The following is an 18,192-nucleotide window of genomic DNA, read 5'->3' as shown; positions in this document are numbered from 1 at the left end:
ACCAGTAGAATCTGCGGAGCGAAATTTTTGAAGTAGTGGAAGGGGCCCCTTCCACTACTTCAAAAACATAGAGCTAAATAACTTGTTTTTCCTAGGAATGAATTTACACAAAATAGTGGACTTGACTCTTTTCTCCTGTTTGTGTCCGAAGTTGCGCCAGGTTCTGACTCTCGCCTGCACTTTTCTCTTTTTTGTGTCCGAAGTTGCGCCAGGTTCTGACTCTCGCTAGCTCTTTTCCCCTTTTTGTGTCCGAAGTTGGACCAGTTCCTGACTCTCGCCTGCGCTTTCCCTTTCTCTGTCCGAAGCCGAAATGTACTTTTTATTTTCCAGGCGTTTTCTCTTCACAAAATCAAATAAGTTCAGTAAACTGATACCAATAAAACCAATGAGAAAGGTCGGAAAACAAATGGTAAATACACCTGTTTCGATTCCCCGTCCGCTCGTAAGAACCAATCAATGGTCAATTGTATTAAGTGTTTTAGCTTCGTGGTTTACCGGAGAAGCCTGGATTCTCGCAATTCCCCTCTTAGCAGGTGCAATGGGTCTGTTGTTCGGCTACAATCCAATTATGCGTACAGCACGACATTTTCTTAGAAAGAGTCCTTCTGAGTACATTCCAGAAGACTGGGAGCAGCAGCAATTTAATCAGGTGATTGCTGTTGCCTGTCTGGCGCTTGGGCTGATCAGCTTTCTGATGGGCTGGACAGCTGCAGGGTATGTTTTTACAGCTATGGTCGCTCTTTCAGCATTTATTGCCATTCTGGGATTTTGCATCGGCTGTTTTATCCGCTTTCAGCTTAACCAGTATAAACACCGTAATTTGTAAGACAGCCATCACGGCTGTCTTTTTTGTTTCCTTATTCACCCATCTAGTTTCAAAGGACTTTTTAAGGGGTACATATTTCATAAGTAAAATAATTTGAGGTGAAAAAATGAAAACTGCCAGTAAGTTTCTTTTAACAAAAGAAGATATGACTAACCCCGATATTGTGCCAGAGTGGGTTATTCAAGAATATAAAACATTTCATGATACAGTTACAGATAAAACCTTCCCGTGCTATTTTGGAATGACTGCAGAAATGCGCGGTGAATTGAGATATGCCTATATTACAAAGGATGACTGGTCTAACCTGCCGGAGGCTCTTGAATCCTTTATCGAGCTCTTTGACGCACCAAAGCTTATTCGTCATGGCCTGTTTGTATTTGTGGAGCCTGAAAAAGATGAGAAGCCGCTTGAGCATTACAGAGAAAATTTCTGGAATATCCTTCAGTATTTGCATAAAGTTGATACAAAGCCTTGGCCGAAGGATTACCCGACAGATCCTGACCATCATTTATGGGCGTTTTCTTTTGCGGAGGAGCCATTCTTTGTGTTTGGCAATGCGCCCGCATATAAGCAAAGAAAGACGAGGGATTTAGGCAACAGTCTTGTGCTTGGATTCCAGCCCCGCCGTATTTTTGAAGGTCTGGAAGGCACCTCTAAAGGCGGCGTTATGTCCAGGGAAAAAGTAAGGGAGCGGGTTGAAAAATGGGATGGCCTCCCTACCCATCCAAACATCAGCCACTATGGCGATCCCGAACACCGTGAGTGGAAGCAATACTTCATCGGTGATGACGTTAAGCCAATCGAAGGGAAATGCCCTTTTCATCATAAGTAATCGGGCATTCTCGGTGCAACAACTGCATAAATAAACAAGAAACCGTTCTCAGTGAGCGGTTCCTTATTTATGTGTCATATATTGATTAATATGGCTGCCGATTGCGGACAGTACTTCTCTGCCGGCTGACTGATTTTGGAGTCTGTCCACAAGTACTGCAGCGCAGACTGTTTTTCCTTTATGGGTAAATATGGCGCAATCATGCTCTATGCCGGGAAGTTCGCCTGTTTTATTGGCAACCTTGACTTTTTCCTCGTCTATCGTGTTGGCAAGTTTGGTTTTAAACTGCTGGTTTTCCAATATATACAGAGCTTTTTCAGTATACTTCCCTGATAAAAGCTTTTGCTCTGCCAATGCCTTTATGCCATACAGCATATCCCTGGCAGTCGTGGTGTTGTCTATGCCACTTTTCAGTGCTTCAAAATCCATCATCTTTCTATTTAATGATGTATGATTAAACCCCAAATTTTTGAAAAGATGATTGATTTTCTCTATTCCGAGCAGCTCAATGATAAGATTAGTCGCTGTATTATCAGACACAATGATCATTAGTGTCATTAGGTCTGTCACCTTGACCTTCAAATCTCTGGCCATAGCTTGCAATACACCTGATCCGCCAACACGAGCAGAAACAGTAACTTCCAATTCCTCTTCAAGCTGAAGCATCCCTTTCTCCGCCTGTGAAAGTCCTGCAAGTAAAATCGGCACCTTTATTAAGCTGGCTGAAGAGAAACCGGCATCGGCATCTTTTTCGATGACACCATCCCCGGTATGGATACATACAGCAACCCGGCCTTCACAGCTGCTGGCCAGTGTAAGAATTTCCTCTTTAAGTGTATGAAAATCCATTTTATTTCGCAGCCGCCACTTGAGGCCGGTTATGGTCACCCGTTATTTTTTCATTATATAAATGGCAGGCTACAAAGTGATCCTTTTCAATCTCCTGCCACTCAGGCTTCATGGAAGCACAAGCCCCCATCGCATAAGGACAGCGCGTGCGGAATACACAGCCGCTTGGCGGATTCATTGGACTTGGGAGCTCCCCTTCCAGAATGATTCTTTCCCGGTTATCCTCGACATCAGGGTCAGGGATGGGAATCGCCGACAGCAGTGCCTTTGTATAGGGGTGAAGCGGATTTTTATATAAGTTTTCGCTTGTGGTTAATTCCACTAGATGGCCTAAGTACATAACGCCGATTCTGTCGCTGATATGCTTAACCATCGAGAGATCATGCGCGATAAATAAATAGGTCAGCCCCTTTTTCTTCTGGAGCCCCTTAAGAAGGTTCACCACCTGGGCTTGGACCGATACATCGAGTGCTGAAATCGGCTCGTCCGCAATAATGAATTCCGGGTCCAGCGCCAAAGCACGTGCAATTCCAATTCTTTGCCTCTGCCCGCCGCTGAACTCATGCGGATAACGGTTAGCATGATCCCGGTTTAGACCTACATCTTCCAGAAGCTGATAGACCCGCTCGAGGCGCTCCCTCTTATTCGGATATAACCCATGAACCTCCATGGGCTCGGAAATAATCTCCTGTACCGTAGAACGCGGATTCAACGAGGCATACGGATCCTGAAAAATCATCTGCATTCTTCTGTGAAAAGCAAACCTCTCTTTTTCAGTCATGTTATGGACATTTTTCCCGTCATAAAGGACTTCTCCTTCTGTCCGGTTATATAAGCCAATGATGGTACGGCCTGCTGTTGATTTTCCGCAGCCGGATTCGCCAACAATCCCGAAGGTTTCTCCCTGTTTAATATGAAAGGAGACATCATCAACAGCCTTCAGGGTTTGTCCCTTTCCCATTGAAAAATGTTTTTTCAGATTGTTGACCTGTAAAAGTGCTTCTTTTGCCATGTTTATTCCCCCGTCTCTTGCCAGTAACGTCTAGCTGCACATAGTTCCTTCTCATAGATGGTATCTTTCAAGTCGATAATTTCGATGTTTTTACCGGTATTTGGAGAATGAAGCAGTTTTCCATCACCATAATAAATGCCTACATGATGGAGTTTGCCTTTCCCTTCTTCATAAGCAAAGAATAATAGGTCCCCTTGTTCAATGGCGTCAAGTTCGACTGGTTTCCCTGCTTCTGCCTGATCATGGGCATCACGGGGAATGAGCACTCCATTTGCTTTGCACATGGAATAGCTGAACCCTGAACAGTCATATCCATAGCTGCTCATGCCGCCCCATAAATAAGGCAGACCCAAGAATTGTTCACCCGCAGCGATGATATCTTGACCGCTGCCAATGGGTATAGCCTCGATTGATTCAAAGACCTTTACGTCAGCAGATTTTAAGAATCCTTCTCCTTCTGGTGTCTGCACCTGGATCCACTCGGCTTCTTCCTGTAAGACTGGAAGTACAGTTTGATAACTTAGAATTAGTTTCGGCTCTCTGTCTGTCGCATAGAGAGTCGCTTTTTTATTTTGGATGACAGCGGCCTTTCCACTATTAAGCTTCCAATCTTCATTCTGAGCCAGCTGGACTTTCGGGATCCAGCCGGGGTATCCTCTTTCATCCTTTGAAGAAGGCTGGCTCGGGACAACAACATGTACCCATCCGTCTCTCTCCTCCAATACCTTCACTTCTTCTCCATACAGAAGTTGTGATTGCACGAGATTCCCGTTGCAAAGCTCCAGCCGGGGCTCATAGGTGAGCTTTTCAAGCCAGGCGTCCAGATTAACCGGGTTAGTGATGGCTTCAGTGTCAATTTCTCTTGATGAATCGCTAGCTGTCCATAAGGTCGCAGCCGGAACCGAAACCAGCCATTTCTGCTTAATTGCCAAACCGGATTCCTCCTCTTTAAAATTGTCAGGATGTCAATTCCTGCTTGTTCACAGCCAATGCTACATTTCTGATGCCAAGTCCAGGCTCAGATGGCAGGGTGATCTTGCGGCCGGAATAACGGATTCCGCCTTCCACAATTTCTTTTGCCATCATCAATGGGGCGTCAAAATCAAAGCGGGTTATATTCTTTTTGCTGGCTGCAAAATGGGCTGCCGCCGTAATGCCGATTTTGGTTTCAATCATGCTGCCTACCATGCATTCCATTCCGCATACTTCAGCGAGCTGATTAATGATCTGCGCCTGATAAATGCCCCCTGATTTCATCAGCTTAATATTAATCAAGTCAGCGCTTCGCGTTTTAATGACGTCAAATGCCTGCTTTGGTGTAAAAACACTCTCATCTGCCATAATCGGTGTATCCACCGCGTCGGTAACCTGTTTAAGTCCCTCTATATCCCAAGCCTTTACCGGCTGTTCGACAAGCTCAATGTTCAAGTCCATTGCTTCCATTTTCCGGATGGCATAAATAGCATCCTTTGGTTTCCAGCCCTGATTGGCATCCAGGCGGATTTTAATTTTCGATCCTACCCGGGTGCGGATTTCCCGTATTCTCTCTATATCTGTTAAAATATCATCCTTTCCTACCTTCACCTTAAGGACATCGAAGCCTTCCTGAACATAGGAAACCGCATCTTCTCCCATTTCTTCCGGACCATTCACGCTTACTGTATAATCCGTTTCCACCTCATTTTTATGTCCGCCTAAAAATTGGTAAAGAGGCAGTTTGCATTGCTTTGCAAGACAATCGTATAGGGCCATATCCACCGCTGCCTTTGCACTCGAATTTCCTATTAATGCGGACTGTATCCCCTGGAAGATCTCCTCATAGTTTAGAAGACTCTTATTGATCAGAATTGGCTTTAATACATGATGAATGGCTGACTCTATGCTTGACAGGCTGTCCCCGGTGATCACCACCGTGGGAGGTGCTTCTCCCCATCCTGCTATCCCGTTATCGCATGTTACTTTTACAACAAGCGTTTCAGCTGTCTCAACTGTTCTCAAAGCTGTTTTAAATGGTTTTTTCAGTGGTACCGCAGCTCTAAATGTTTCGATTGTGTTTATTTTCATCTATACCACCCTTTTACTTAACTCCGCTTTCAATTGTCAGCTTTTTACCGGCTGCATCCAATTCTGCCCTTACACCTAAAGGCACAGAAATATGCGGAGAGCAATGGCCGATATGAAAGCCTTTTACAGCAGGCTTATTCACCTTTTTGATATAGGTGTCGAGAACTTCATCCAGTTGCAGGGAAAGTTCTCTTTCCGGAACGCAATTATTAAAGTCCCCAATGATAAAGCCGGCCGCATCCGAAAGCTTCCCGGCCATATGCAGCTGGTTTAGCATGCGGTCGACCGCACGGGGTTCTTCGTTGATGTCTTCAATGAGCACAAGTTTATCTTTTGTATCAATTTCATATGGGGTTCCGATCGTACTGGCCATTAAAGACAGGTTTCCGCCCGTTAAGACACCCGCGGCACTCCCGTCCACCATCGTCTCCAATTCTGAAATTCCTTCTGGATAGTCAAGTGTGACCGGCTCAAATAACTGGTTAAAATATTGCTTGGATAGCAGATCCGCATCCTGTTTGCCAATATCAGAGGCGAGCATCGGCCCATGGAAGGTGACCAATCCTGTCTGCTGACGGATGGAGGTGTGCAGGAAGGTTATATCACTGTATCCCCAGAAAATTTTGGGGTTTTCTTTAATCAGATTGTAGTCAATTTGGGACGCAATTCTCCCGGTTCCATAGCCGCCGCCAGCACAAATGATGGCTTTGACTTCCTTATCCGCAAACATGCTATGTAAATCTGCCAGACGGTCTTCATCCTTCCCGGCCAAGTAACCATATTGATCTGTCACATGTTCACCCATCTTTACCTTTACACCAAGCTCATCCAAGAAAGACAGGGATCGTTTCAGGTTCTCCTGATTGGGCGGGCTTGCCGGTGCTATAATTCCAATTGCATCACCTTTTTTCAGGCGCTGGGGTTTGATTGCCATGCTGTCACATCCTTTTTCGTTTTATAGCATTATATGCTCCTGCAGCAAAAGCATTGTTTGGGAAATGAAATAATTGTCGAGGTATTAAGCTAAAATTCGGGAAAATATATTATTTTTCGGGAAATAATCCCGAAAAGCGCGAGCAAAAACTTACTCTTTTCACACTTTTACTTTAAAAAAGGGATGTTCACACGAACACCCCTTTTCCTGTCACTTTCACATCAAGCCGAAGAAGTATTACTTCTTATCTGCCCATTTAAGCTCCAGGTATCCAACCGGATGGCGGACGATTCCTGAAACAGCATCATTATAGAGATATACCTGGTTGTAGAAATGGATAGGGATAATCGGCATTTCTTCGAATAAGATTTTTTCCGCTTCATACATTAGTTCGAAACGTTTTGCTTCGTCTGCTTCATTCTTCGCATCCTTGATCAGCTGATCGAACTTCTCGTTGCTCCAGCCAGTACGGTTCATGGAATGACCTGTCTGGAAGTTTTCAAGGAAGTTGATAGGATCTGCATAATCAGCAAGGAATGAACTGCGTGATAATTGGAATTTAAGCGCTTTTTGTTCTTCAGAGAATACATTCCATTCCATGTTGGCAAGCTTTACTTCCACGCCAAGATTTTCTTTAAACATCTGCTGAAGTGCTTCAGCAATTTTCTTGTGAGTATCATCCGTGCTATATGTTAAGGTAACTTCCGGAAGCTTATCATAACCTTCTTCCTTCATACCTTTTTCAAGCAATGTCTTCGCTTCTTCAACATTTGTTTTCACAAGATCTCCTGATGCTTCACGGAAATCTTTTCCTGAAGGGTCACCAAAACCATAAGAAACAAATCCGTATGCCGGCTTTTCGCCATTCTTTGTAACGAAATCAACAATTTGCTGCTGATCCACTGCCATTGCAAATGCTTTACGAATGTTTAGATTCTGGAAAGGCTCCATGTTTACATTAAATCGATAGAAATAATCTCCAGCCTGGTCTTCAACTTTTGCTTCTCCCAGCAGCTGCTCACTCAGCTCAGAAGGTACATCAGATACATCCAGTTCCCCAGACTGATACATTTGATATTCTGTATTTGTATCATCAATGATGGCCCAATGAATTTTTTCCAATTTCACAGTATCAGCATCCCAGTACTCATCGTTTTTCTCCATTACAAAGTGGCTGTCATGCTCCCATTCTGTCAGGTTGAATGGACCGTTTCCGACAAAAGATTCCGCTTCAGCAAACCACTTCGGATTTTCTGTTGCAACTTTTTCGTTAATTGGGAAGAACGCAGGGTTGGTAATGACACTTAAGAAGTAAGCCTGCGGACTAACTAGAGTAACTTCAAAGGTTTTGTCATCAACTGCTTTTACTTTTACATCATCAGCTGATCCTTCCCCATTGTTATAAGCTTCTCCGCCTTCAATGAAGTAGCCGAGGAAAGCGGCTGAAGATCCTGTATCAGGATTTAAAAGGCGTTTCCATGCAAATACAAAGTCACCTGCAGTTACAGCGTCGCCATTAGACCATTTTGCGTCTTCACGGATATGAAAGGTATAAGTCTTTCCGTCTTCTGAAACATCCCAGTTTTCAGCAATTGCTGCTTCTGGTTCATGATCTTTTCCAAGACGAGTCAAGCCTTCCATCAAGTTGTTCAGTGCAGTCCATGAAACAGAGTCAAAGCCGATTGGAGGGTCAAATGAAGTCGGCTCCTGGCCATTGTTTAAATAAAGGACTTTTTCAGCACTTTCTTCTTTCTTTCCATCATCCTTGCTGTCTTTTTCTTTTCCGGCATTTTCATTTGCCGTACAGGCTGCCATAACAAATAGCAATACACCTGCAAGCAGCAGCGATAAAAACTTTCTCATTCTTTTTCCCCCTCTTAAGATATATTTCTTTATCTATCAGATGCCTGTCTGGCAGCTGATAGAGTCATAACTTTCACCGTACCGGGTCCGGCACTGCGAAAGGAAAAACCTATTTCACACTCGCAAGCATTTTCTGTGCCCGTTCATCCTGGAGCCAGCAGTCAACATGATGATCACGGCTTAGATGTGTTTTGTAGGGATAAACACGGTCACATACCTCCATTGCATATCCACAGCGGGCAGCAAATGGGCACCCTGCCGGGGGAGCGAACAGATCCGGCGGCGATCCTCCGATGGGAATAAGATCAGCTCCATCCAGGTCAAGGCGGGGAACGGAATTCAACAGACCCTTTGTATAGGGGTGCTGAGGATTATAGAAGATTTCCCTTCGTTCTCCTGCCTCCACGATTTTCCCTGCATACATGACAGCGATGCGGTCTGCTACTTGAGCGACAACCCCCAGGTCATGGGTGATGATAATGATTGATACCCCCGTTTTCTTCTGGATATCTTTAAACAAATCCAAAATTTGCGCTTGGATCGTCACATCTAGTGCTGTGGTTGGTTCATCGGCAATCAGCACTTCCGGCTCACAGACAAGGGCCATGGCAATTACAATCCGCTGCCTCATCCCTCCGCTGAATTGGTGCGGATAGTGCTTCAACCTTTCTGATGGGTTTGGAATCCCAACTAAATTCAGCATTTCCAGTGCCTTTTTGCGTGCATTCTGCCTTGAAATGCTTTCATGCTGCATAATACCTTCTATAATCTGCTCCCCGATGGTAATCGTAGGGTTTAAAGCTGTCATAGGATCCTGAAAGATCATCGAAATGTCAGCACCGCGGATATCCCGCATTTCCGATTCTTTTAGCTTTGTCAGGTCCTTGCCTTTAAAGAGTACAGCGCCATCCGCTATTCTCCCGGGAGGAGATGGAATCAGCCGCATGACGCTCTGGGAGGTCACACTTTTGCCGCAGCCTGATTCACCGACAATCGCCAGAGTTTCTCCTTTGTAGAGATCGAATGATACACCCCTTACAGCCTGGACTTCCCCGCCATAAGTAGTAAATGTGACTTGCAGGTCTTTTACTTCAAGTACTTTCTCCATGCTGCTACCTCCTTAACTTCGGATCGAGGGCATCCTGCAATCCGTCTCCAAGCACATTAAATGAAAACATGGTCAGGGAGATGAAAAAGGCAGGGAAGAACAGGCGCCACCAGTGACCTGACAGAATCGTAGACAGCCCATCACTTGCCATGGAGCCCCAGCTGGCAAAAGGCGGCTGAATGCCTAAGCCAAGAAAGCTAAGGAACGCCTCTGCAAAGATGGCAGATGGCACTGTTAAAGTCATCTGTACAATGATAGGGCCCATTGTGTTCGGCAGCAGGTTTTTCCTTATAATCCTCGATGTTTTTGTTCCGAACGTCTTTGATGCTAATACAAATTCGTAGTTCTTGATTTGCAGAACCTGTCCGCGGACAATTCTGGCCATTCCAATCCAGCCTGTTACGGAAAGGGCAAATATAATAGTGAATAAACCAGGTCCCATTACAACGCTGATTAAAATAACAACCAGCAAATAAGGTAGCCCATAAAGAATTTCAACAACCCTCATCATGGCATTATCCGTTCTGCCGCCTTTATATCCGGCAATACCGCCGTAAATAACTCCGATTGCAAAGTCAATCATGGCTGCCACAATTCCAACGAATAAGGAGATCCTGGCTCCATACCAGGTTCTTGCAAAAACATCCCGGCCCAATTCATCTGTTCCGAACCAGTATTTTGAAGATGGCGGAAGGTTCTGATTGGTCAATGACTGCTGGGATACACTATGCGGAGAAATCATTGGGCCAAATATAGCCATAAAGGCTAATGCAATAAGAAAGAATAGTCCTGCCATCGCCAGCTTATTTTTCAAAAGCCGGCGCCACGCATCCTGCCAATAAGAGAGGCTTGGCCTAACAACTGCTTCCGCTTCATTCTCGTCTTTGGCCTTCGGCACAAACCAATCATCCGGAATATCGGGTGCAAGGTTGCGGTTATCATGCTGTTTGCGCAGTTCCATTAGCTCGCCTCCTTTTTGTGAAGCTTAATTCTTGGATCCAGAACTCCATATGCAATGTCCACTAAAAACAGCATGATAATCAGTATCGAGCTGTAAAAAACGGTGGTTCCCATAATGACGGGATAATCACGCGTATTGATGCTTTCTACGAAATACTTTCCCATTCCGGGAATCGCAAATATTTTTTCAATAACAAAGGTGCCTGTCAAAATGCTTGCAGCAAGCGACCCTAATACAGTTACAACAGGCAGAAGGGCATTTCTCAGTGCGTGTTTAAAAACAATCTTCACCGGAGACAAGCCTTTGGCTTTTGCTGTTTTGATGTAATCCTGTGTCAGCACTTCCAGCATGCTTGATCGTGTCAGTCGGGCGATGATCGCCATTGGGCCGGTCGCAAGTGCCAGAGTCGGCAGAATCATATGCTTCGGACTTGACCAGGTAGCCACAGGCAGGATTGCCAGGTTAACAGCAAGCTGCTGAATTAACAGTGTGGCAAGAACAAAGTTTGGCACCGATATTCCCAGAACTGCAATGGTCATTGCTAAGTAATCAATAAAGCCGTTGTGCCGGAGGGCAGCTATGATTCCTAGGGCAATCCCAGAGATAACCGCCACAGTCAATGTGATGATTCCCAGTTCAAATGACACCGGAAAGCCCCTTCCGAGCATTTCATTAACCGTCTGAGAAGATTTTTTGATAGATGGACCGAAGTCAAATGTCACTACAGACTTCAAGTACATTCCATATTGAACATACAGCGGTTTATCCAAATGATAGAAACTCTCCAGATTCCGCTGGACCGCTTCGCTGGTGTTTCTTTCTTCATTAAAAGGCGACCCGGGTATGGAGTGCATTAAGAAAAACGTCAGAGTGATAATGAACCAAAGTGTGACGACCATTGCGATGAGGCGTTTTATTATGTATCCAGTCATTCATTAACACTTCCTAACAGAATGTAGTTCTCATGGCCAGCTCAGTCATCACGAGCATAGCCTGGTATGCTTCAAGAATATCTTTAGCCTGATAGCGGACAATGGTTGTATTTTCTTCTATCTCTGCACCAGGCATTAAAGCAGCCCATTCAGCCTGGCCATAGTTGGCAAATTCAATTTTCAATACAGGGTTTTCCGGCGGCACAAGCGGCTTGATAAGCTCCCCTTTGCTAAGTGCCTCTGCTGCTTTTTCTCTTAAAAGCTGGCCCGCTTTCGCAGGAGTAAGCGATTTCACAGCAGAACGGGATATCGTCTCTTTTACAACAGCAGTTGTCACATTCGGGATTAATTTCTCTGCTTCCAATGCCGCCTGGTCATCTCCGGCCACCATTAGCACCGGCACACCATGATAGCCAGCCACATAAGCATTGAAGCCCATTTCTCCAATGGCATGATCATTGATGTACATATGTCTTACACCAAAAATCATGGAGTGGGACATTACACCTCTCATGGAAGCACGTGCATGATATCCAACAAACATGGCACCGCTAAAGCTTGAATCCAGCCCCTGAACCATTGAATATGGCTTAACATCACCAGTAATCAGCTGAGTCTCAGGGTGCATTCTTTCAATGAGCAGGTTGTTCATTTTCGAGTGGCTGTCATTGACAATCACCTCACTGCAGCCTTCTTCAAATGCTGCGGTCACCACATGGTTTGCCTCATCAGTCATAATCACCCTGCTGCGTTCATAATTGTGCTTTGATGATCCGACATGTGTATGATCAGCCAGACCCGTAATTCCTTCCATATCAACAGATAGATAAAGCTTCATTCAGAGTCCCCCAAAATATTATATTATTATAGTTTTCTATATTGTAGATTATTTTGATATTTTCTGTAAATTAAATCAGCAATTTATTTACCTTTTAAATTGTTATTAGCCTATCGATATTGCCTGTTGATTTCCGCTCCAGGATGCTCGCTACAATCAACTCAGTAATTAATAGACTAAATGCAAAAAATCCAGCTATCGGAGAGGTTCTCAGATAGCTGGATTTCATCTGCGAAAAACAGAAAAAGCAGCTTTACTTATTCATAATTTGTGTATATTTTATATGGGCATTTTTAAAGGCAACCATCAGGGCCTTTTGCGAGGAGCCGAAGTAGCGGCTTTCGATTTCTTCTGATACTTTGTCTGCTTCCAGTATGGATTTGCCGACAAATATCGATTTAATAAATAATGAGGTTAAATTTATGGTAGATGAACATTCTGCATCTACAATTTCATCTGTTTCCCTGTCGATCACAAGACCGATAAAGAAGCCATTATATTTTTGCATAATCGGATTGTTCAATGATGTTTTGCTGTCTCCAATGATATAGACGGTATTTTGTCTGTACATGAACTTGCCTCCTGCAGACCCGGATATTATATGAGGCGTTTATGAGGCTATCATAAACATTCATTATAATGCATGGCCCGTACCAAAATTGTAATACAACAGAAGCTGTATTACAATCACTTTTCAATACTTTTCTAAATATTTTATCAATTGAATCTGTCCATTGCATGCAGGTTCAATTACTTTTGCCCGGCAAGTCTCAATGCAAATTCCAGCAGGTCTTCCCCGCTCATGAGCTTGTCTCCTCCACCCTGTGCAAATTGAGGATTCCCGCCGCCTTTGCCGTTAATTTTCTGCAGAAGTTCTGCTGAAAGGCTCTTCATATCAGATTCAGAATATGCTCCCCTGGCACAGACAAATTGGAGTTTCTCGGCTGTTTCATTGATTAGGATCACATCGGCTGTTTCAGATTGGGAGGCGATTAAGCGTGCCAGCTTCTGCAGCTCCTGGATAGATCTCCCCTCAAAAACCTTGCTGATGCACTTCTCCTTTCCTGATGTGAACATTTCCTTTGCTTCATAGTCTAACAAGGCTTCCTTTGCTGCTTCCAGCTGCTTCTCCAGGTCCTTTCCATTTTCAATCAGGCGGCTGGCTGCTGAAGGCAAATCTTGCTCTGGTGCATTTAGGAGCTGACTAAGATTCCCGGTAATTTCGTGTTTGGTCTGAAGCTGCGTGAGAATCCGGCTTCCACAGATGAACTGTACGCGGATTTTCTTTTTTTGACGCTCCCAGTCCAATATCTTCACCCCGGCTACCTGGCCGGTTGAAGACGGGTGTGTTCCGCCGCATCCGTTATAATCAAATTCCGGAATGATTACAAGCCGGATATTTTCACTGACAGACAGCTGTTTGCGGAGCGGAAATTGGGAAGCTTCCTCTGCATTCACCCACCTGGCTTCAATCGGGCGATTCTCAAGAATGATGTCATTAGCCAGTCTCTCCGCTTCCTCTGCGTGCCCGGCAGGCAGTTCATTAATTTCCAAATCAATGGTTAAGGTTTCATTGCCTAAATGAAAGCTGACCGTTTTATAACCGTAAAGCTCTTCAAATGCAGCGGATAATATATGCTGGCCGGCATGCTGCTGCATATGGTCAAACCGTCTGCTCCAATCAATCTCTCCTGATACACCCGAATTCGATGGGTTCAATTCCTTTTCTAAATAATGACGGATTTCCCCCTCCACTTCTTCTACATCCACCACTTTTAGGCCGTTAAGTTTCCCCTTATCATGAGGCTGTCCTCCGCCAGTTGGATAAAAGGCCGTTTCTTTCAGGACGGCATATACCCCCCTATCGTCTGCTGCCTGATATACAAGTTCTGTTTCAAATGTTTTGATATATGGGTTTTCATAATAAAGTTTTTTCATAGAGAATCAACCTTCCTTGTACCTGTTCTATTTTTAAAACTACCGATTATGCAGTTACAGGTCAAGTCAGCTAGTAGTCAAGGAGAAATTATTAGTAAATTTACCCACTGGGTTTATGAGCGTAATGAAAAAGGTATGTACACCAATAGATAAGCAAAAATTATTAAGGAGATGATGAATATGGCAACAAACAAACATATTGTAGGTGCATACGATACAGAACAGGAAGCTATACAATCGGTTGAAAAGTTAAGAGCGGAAGGTTACCGTCCTGAAGATATTTCCGTAATTAGTAAAAATAAAGACGATGTGGATGCCGTTACAGAAGAAACTGGCACAAAAACGGAAGAAGGATTAGCTGCCGGAGCAGCTACTGGCGGTGTTCTGGGAGGATTAACAGGTCTTCTGGCAGGTGTAGGTGCATTGGCGATTCCTGGAATTGGACCAATTGTAGCTGCCGGACCAATTGCTGCCACATTAACAGGAGCTGCTGTTGGTGCAGGTGCCGGCGGTATTGCAGGAGCATTGATCGGCATGGGTATTCCAGAGGAAGAAGCACATCGCTATGAAGCAGATGTCAAATCAGGAAAAATCCTTGTGTTAGTCGATCCTGATGCAAAGTCTGCAGACTTTACTGATGGCTATACAAATACGGACCGTTCCGCTTTAGACGGAGACCGTACAACATACACAAGCACTGATCCTTTAAACCCCGGCGAGCTTGATCGCGAAACGAATGCTTTTAAGGATAACACCAGAAACAGCAGCGGTGTTTGGACAGATGAGAATCTGGATCAAAACCGTCCACTGACCGGAAACCCTGAAGACCTGAGCACAAACGACCGCACGGTTTCGGCCTATAACGATGATGTCGATAACCGCAAACGAGATGCTTATGATTTTAACAATGTGAGGGAAAACCGCAATAACCCTTATAAAGGATAATAGAAAAAGAGCTATTCCCATTTGTTGGGAGTAGCTCTTTTTTACGTTAATACAGTAATTAGCATCAAGTGCTCTGCGGATAAATTCCAAATTTTTCATCTTTTTCCTCCTGATTTTCAAAGCTATACTTAATTGTAATGAATGGAAAAATAGTAATTTAGCGGGGGGAAATGCTAGTGAGAAGAGTGTTGCCTGCACAAATTATTTCTCATAGTCAATTTGGTTACAGGAAAATACCATCAAGTGTCCGATGCGAGTGCCCTAAATGCAGTAAGCCGAGTCTTTTTACAATAAAGGCGAATTATAATCACACAAGTAAGTCCAGCATACTTTCCCAGGGAAATTGTTCGGCCTGTAAAAAGGAATCCGTTTTTATCATGATACTCAATCAGGATGATCAATCAAGCGACGAGACGATTCTTTATATTTATGATCCTAATTCAGCCAAGGAGCTCCTTACACAGCTGGAGAAAATAAAGGAAGTGCCAGGGGACCTCACCCGCGCCTACCGATCAGCCTTAAATGTCAGCTATTCCAAAGATACGATTGCAACAGCTGTTATGTCCAAGAGGGTCCTTGAGAGTATCCTGAAAAATTTTCTTGGAGAAGAGGTCAAAGGGCAAAATCTTTCAAAGCAATTTGAACTGCTGCCAAAACATGTTGATTTAGCAAGGCCCCTGCAGTCTTTAAGCCAGCTTGCACAGCCGGGCAGCGCCTTTTACGAGATGCTTGATCTTGAAAAGGATATTGATTTGGATATGGCCTCCCTGTTGATGGAGCTTTTAGAGAGTTTAATAGAGTACTTATTTGTCCTTCCAAATAAAATTGAAATGCTTCAGCAAAAACTAAATCAAAAACTCCACTGATCCCAATATTTAACCCCCTTATCTTCACTGATTAAGGGGGTTAACTTTTACTCTTAATTATTCAACTGTCTTCTGATCTGGTCTTCTGCCTGCTTTAAAATTTCTTCTTCGCCGGCTTCTTTATTTGTGATGATATTTGTTTGATATTTTAACCCATCATAGTCAACTGTAACTGTAATTTCTTTCATTTTTCCTGATCCTTTCCTGATGTTTTACTATATAAATACCAACAAAAGGAGGATTTAAAACTTTTCTATGCCCCTTTCATTTGCTCTTTTAGAATACGGGCCAGCTTTTCTTTCATTTCCTCTTCCGTTACGACAAGAGTATGACTGGACATTTTCGTCCTTAGAATAAGTTCATATCCTTCATTTACTTCCGGAGAATACCCATAGTATTTGTGGTCTAAATCTATTTTTTTAAACCGGAAGGATTCCAGGTTTTCCCACGGAACAAACCTGCTTCCGCATATAAAGCCGGTCTCATAGACGGCAAAGACATTCAGAAGATCTTTGGCATTGATTAAAGGGATGAATAAAAGATAGAGATAGGTCCAGCTGAAATTCACAGTATATTTACCGATTATAAACATAGCGATTAGAAATGCCAACATGACAGCATACATAGTGAGGCCCAGCTTGTTCTTGGAGATCACAGGGCTGTCCAAAGTTTTTTGCGGGAATTTCCTTACTGCACTCAGATCATTTTTATCTGAAGGAATAAGGGCAGTTTTCTTCATTTTGGTAATAAGGATTATGTAGTGATAGCTGAAATAGATAACAAATAACAGAAATATGACCTCGATTAATAATTTCATCGCACCCGCCTCCTTATTCATCTTTACGATTCTTGATGGGATGTAGTTTCAACATTTTAAAATTTATGATTGAGCTTAAAAGCTAATTTGAATATAATCTAATTAGATATATATCTAATTATTAATTTCCGCCAACAAATTAGATGGTTATCGAATTACTTTTCACTGAGGTGCGTTAACATGACAAATTGGACCGTCTGGAAGCAGGAGAAAAATTATCAAAAGCTCTTTTGGGCTGGTGTCATTAATGGAATTGGAAATCGCTTTACACAGGTAGCACTGCTTGCGCTGCTCTACCACGTAACCGGCTCCGGAGTCGCAATCGGGATTTTATTTGCCATTCGCATGGCACCTTTTTTCTTTATTGCTCCAATAGGTGGCTTGCTCGCAGACCGTTTTTCAAAGAAAGCCATTCTGGTGACCGTGGACCTGCTGAGAGTGCCGGCGGTCCTCTGCCTTCTCTTCGTAAGTGAACCAGGCGATCTATGGATTGTTTATTTAAGCTCACTCCTGATTTCAATGGGCGAAGCTATCTATTCACCGGCGAGGATGTCTGCTATACCTGCCCTTGTAAAATCAGATAGGCTGATATATGTAAATGCGATAGAACAAATTATGATGGGTGCCGTCCTCATTATTGGATCAAGCACCGGTGGAATCCTCGCCTACTTTCTCGGAAACCATGCTGCTTTTATGTTTAACGGCCTTACCTTTCTGTTATCAGCGTATCTGATCTCCAAGATAGTGTTTCCCTCAATTTCTGAGGAACATAGAAGAAAACCGGGAACAACGGGCATCCTGTCACCGGGGAGACTGATTTTTGGCTCTTCCGCACTGATTGCCTTTCTTATAATGATGCTGACCATGCCGCTCGCCAATGGCATAGACAATATTCTGGTCAGCATATACGCATTGGAAGTTTTTGATATGGGTGAGCTGGGTGTGGGATTTATGTATGGCTCACTAGGGATTGGCCTTATTCTAAGCTCCTTTTTTTCTCATATGATGAAGCACGGCCTCCTGCTACTTGCGATCATCTTTATCACTATAGAAGGTGCAGGCCATGTTTTACTGAGTCTCGCGCCAAGCTTTTGCGCAGCTCTTTTCACTGTCGTACTGATCACCTTTGCGGGTGGAATCGGCAACATTTGCCTGGACACCGTTATGATGAAGTTCATACCAAGATCCAGACAGGGAACTTTTTTCGGTTTAATGGAGATGATCTCAAACCTTTCCCTGGCTGTCTCCATGGGTACAGCAGGATTTTTACTTGAGATATTTGCTCCAAGGACCCTTAGCTTAATCATTGGCCTGGCCTATCTCATTTTTGCGGTTATATATGCACTTTTATTTGCAAGAGTCGATCTTGTAAAAGAAAAGAGGGCGTTAATCAGGGGGATTTAATTG

At 43.8% G+C, this 18,192-nt stretch carries 19 protein-coding genes; 5 read left to right on the top strand and 14 right to left on the bottom strand.

The features are described 5' to 3' along the window. The first annotated feature begins 406 nt into the window (after positions 1–406). Positions 407–826 (top strand): DUF4395 domain-containing protein, encoded by a 420-nt coding sequence (locus M3205_RS17710; RefSeq protein WP_341036623.1) that lies wholly within the window; start codon positions 407–409, stop codon positions 824–826. Positions 827–932: 106 nt separating this feature from the next. Further along, positions 933–1,658, top strand: a complete 726-nt coding sequence (locus M3205_RS17705) for a YqcI/YcgG family protein (protein WP_095245854.1) — start codon at positions 933–935, stop codon at positions 1,656–1,658. A 63-nt stretch (positions 1,659–1,721) separates the two neighbouring features. On the opposite strand, the gene M3205_RS17700 is transcribed toward M3205_RS17705, so the two are convergent. The 12 genes from M3205_RS17700 to M3205_RS17645 all read right to left on the bottom strand — a co-directional run bounded on the left by M3205_RS17700 (position 1,722) and on the right by M3205_RS17645 (position 14,157). Further along, positions 1,722–2,507, bottom strand: a complete 786-nt coding sequence (locus tag M3205_RS17700) for a serine hydrolase (protein ID WP_251171131.1) — start codon at positions 2,505–2,507, stop codon at positions 1,722–1,724. A 1-nt stretch (position 2,508) separates the two neighbouring features. Continuing rightward, a complete protein-coding gene (locus M3205_RS17695) occupies positions 2,509–3,519 on the bottom strand; it encodes an ABC transporter ATP-binding protein (protein ID WP_251171130.1) in 1,011 nt (336 codons plus the stop codon). Between the two features lie 2 nt (positions 3,520–3,521). Then, positions 3,522–4,451 carry a C40 family peptidase gene (locus M3205_RS17690; protein WP_251171129.1) on the bottom strand — a complete coding sequence of 310 codons (930 nt, stop codon included), beginning with the start codon at positions 4,449–4,451 and terminating at the stop codon, positions 3,522–3,524. A gap of 25 nt (positions 4,452–4,476) precedes the next feature. Beyond that, complete coding sequence (locus tag M3205_RS17685) at positions 4,477–5,583, bottom strand: dipeptide epimerase (protein WP_251171128.1); 1,107 nt, start codon at positions 5,581–5,583, stop codon at positions 4,477–4,479. 13 nt (positions 5,584–5,596) lie between these two features. Next, on the bottom strand, positions 5,597–6,517 hold the full coding sequence (locus M3205_RS17680) for a S66 peptidase family protein (protein WP_251171127.1): 921 nt from the start codon (positions 6,515–6,517) through the stop codon (positions 5,597–5,599). A gap of 237 nt (positions 6,518–6,754) precedes the next feature. Next, on the bottom strand, positions 6,755–8,380 hold the full coding sequence (locus M3205_RS17675) for a peptide ABC transporter substrate-binding protein (protein WP_251171126.1): 1,626 nt from the start codon (positions 8,378–8,380) through the stop codon (positions 6,755–6,757). 109 nt (positions 8,381–8,489) lie between these two features. Further along, complete coding sequence (locus M3205_RS17670) at positions 8,490–9,488, bottom strand: ABC transporter ATP-binding protein (protein ID WP_251171125.1); 999 nt, start codon at positions 9,486–9,488, stop codon at positions 8,490–8,492. 4 nt (positions 9,489–9,492) lie between these two features. Continuing rightward, on the bottom strand, positions 9,493–10,449 hold the full coding sequence (locus M3205_RS17665) for an ABC transporter permease (protein WP_251171124.1): 957 nt from the start codon (positions 10,447–10,449) through the stop codon (positions 9,493–9,495). Next, positions 10,449–11,381: an ABC transporter permease gene (locus tag M3205_RS17660; protein WP_251171123.1), complete on the bottom strand. Its 933-nt coding sequence runs from the start codon at positions 11,379–11,381 to the stop codon at positions 10,449–10,451. Before M3205_RS17660 ends, M3205_RS17665 begins: the two co-directional genes overlap by 1 nt. Before the next feature lie 13 nt (positions 11,382–11,394). Then, the gene (locus M3205_RS17655; RefSeq protein WP_251171122.1) at positions 11,395–12,219 is read right to left on the bottom strand and encodes a M55 family metallopeptidase; all 825 of its coding nucleotides are present in this window, start codon (positions 12,217–12,219) and stop codon (positions 11,395–11,397) included. A gap of 253 nt (positions 12,220–12,472) precedes the next feature. Next, a complete protein-coding gene (locus M3205_RS17650) occupies positions 12,473–12,790 on the bottom strand; it encodes a DUF3870 domain-containing protein (protein WP_251171121.1) in 318 nt (105 codons plus the stop codon). Positions 12,791–12,969: 179 nt separating this feature from the next. Beyond that, complete coding sequence (locus tag M3205_RS17645; protein WP_251171120.1) at positions 12,970–14,157, bottom strand: alanyl-tRNA editing protein; 1,188 nt, start codon at positions 14,155–14,157, stop codon at positions 12,970–12,972. 180 nt (positions 14,158–14,337) lie between these two features. On the opposite strand from M3205_RS17645, the gene M3205_RS17640 reads away from it, so the two are divergent. Both M3205_RS17640 and M3205_RS17635 read left to right on the top strand, forming a co-directional pair. After that, positions 14,338–15,102 (top strand): general stress protein, encoded by a 765-nt coding sequence (locus M3205_RS17640; RefSeq protein ID WP_251171119.1) that lies wholly within the window; start codon positions 14,338–14,340, stop codon positions 15,100–15,102. A 377-nt stretch (positions 15,103–15,479) separates the two neighbouring features. Further along, positions 15,480–15,968, top strand: coding sequence for a hypothetical protein (locus tag M3205_RS17635; RefSeq protein ID WP_251171118.1), 489 nt, complete (start codon positions 15,480–15,482; stop codon positions 15,966–15,968). A gap of 53 nt (positions 15,969–16,021) precedes the next feature. Here the strand turns inward: M3205_RS17635 and M3205_RS17630 are convergent, their stop codons facing one another. After that, complete coding sequence (locus tag M3205_RS17630; protein WP_251171117.1) at positions 16,022–16,156, bottom strand: BA3454 family stress response protein; 135 nt, start codon at positions 16,154–16,156, stop codon at positions 16,022–16,024. 65 nt (positions 16,157–16,221) lie between these two features. Next, a complete protein-coding gene (locus M3205_RS17625; RefSeq protein WP_251171116.1) occupies positions 16,222–16,785 on the bottom strand; it encodes a hypothetical protein in 564 nt (187 codons plus the stop codon). Between the two features lie 180 nt (positions 16,786–16,965). On the opposite strand from M3205_RS17625, the gene M3205_RS17620 reads away from it, so the two are divergent. Beyond that, positions 16,966–18,189: an MFS transporter gene (locus M3205_RS17620; RefSeq protein WP_251171115.1), complete on the top strand. Its 1,224-nt coding sequence runs from the start codon at positions 16,966–16,968 to the stop codon at positions 18,187–18,189. Positions 18,190–18,192: the final 3 nt, after the last annotated feature.

It is taken from the genome of Cytobacillus firmus (assembly GCF_023715565.1).
Taxonomy (GTDB): domain Bacteria; phylum Bacillota; class Bacilli; order Bacillales; family Cytobacillaceae; genus Cytobacillus; species Cytobacillus firmus_C.
Note: the sequence above shows the minus strand (reverse complement) of the source record. Positions and strands in the feature narration are given on the sequence as shown.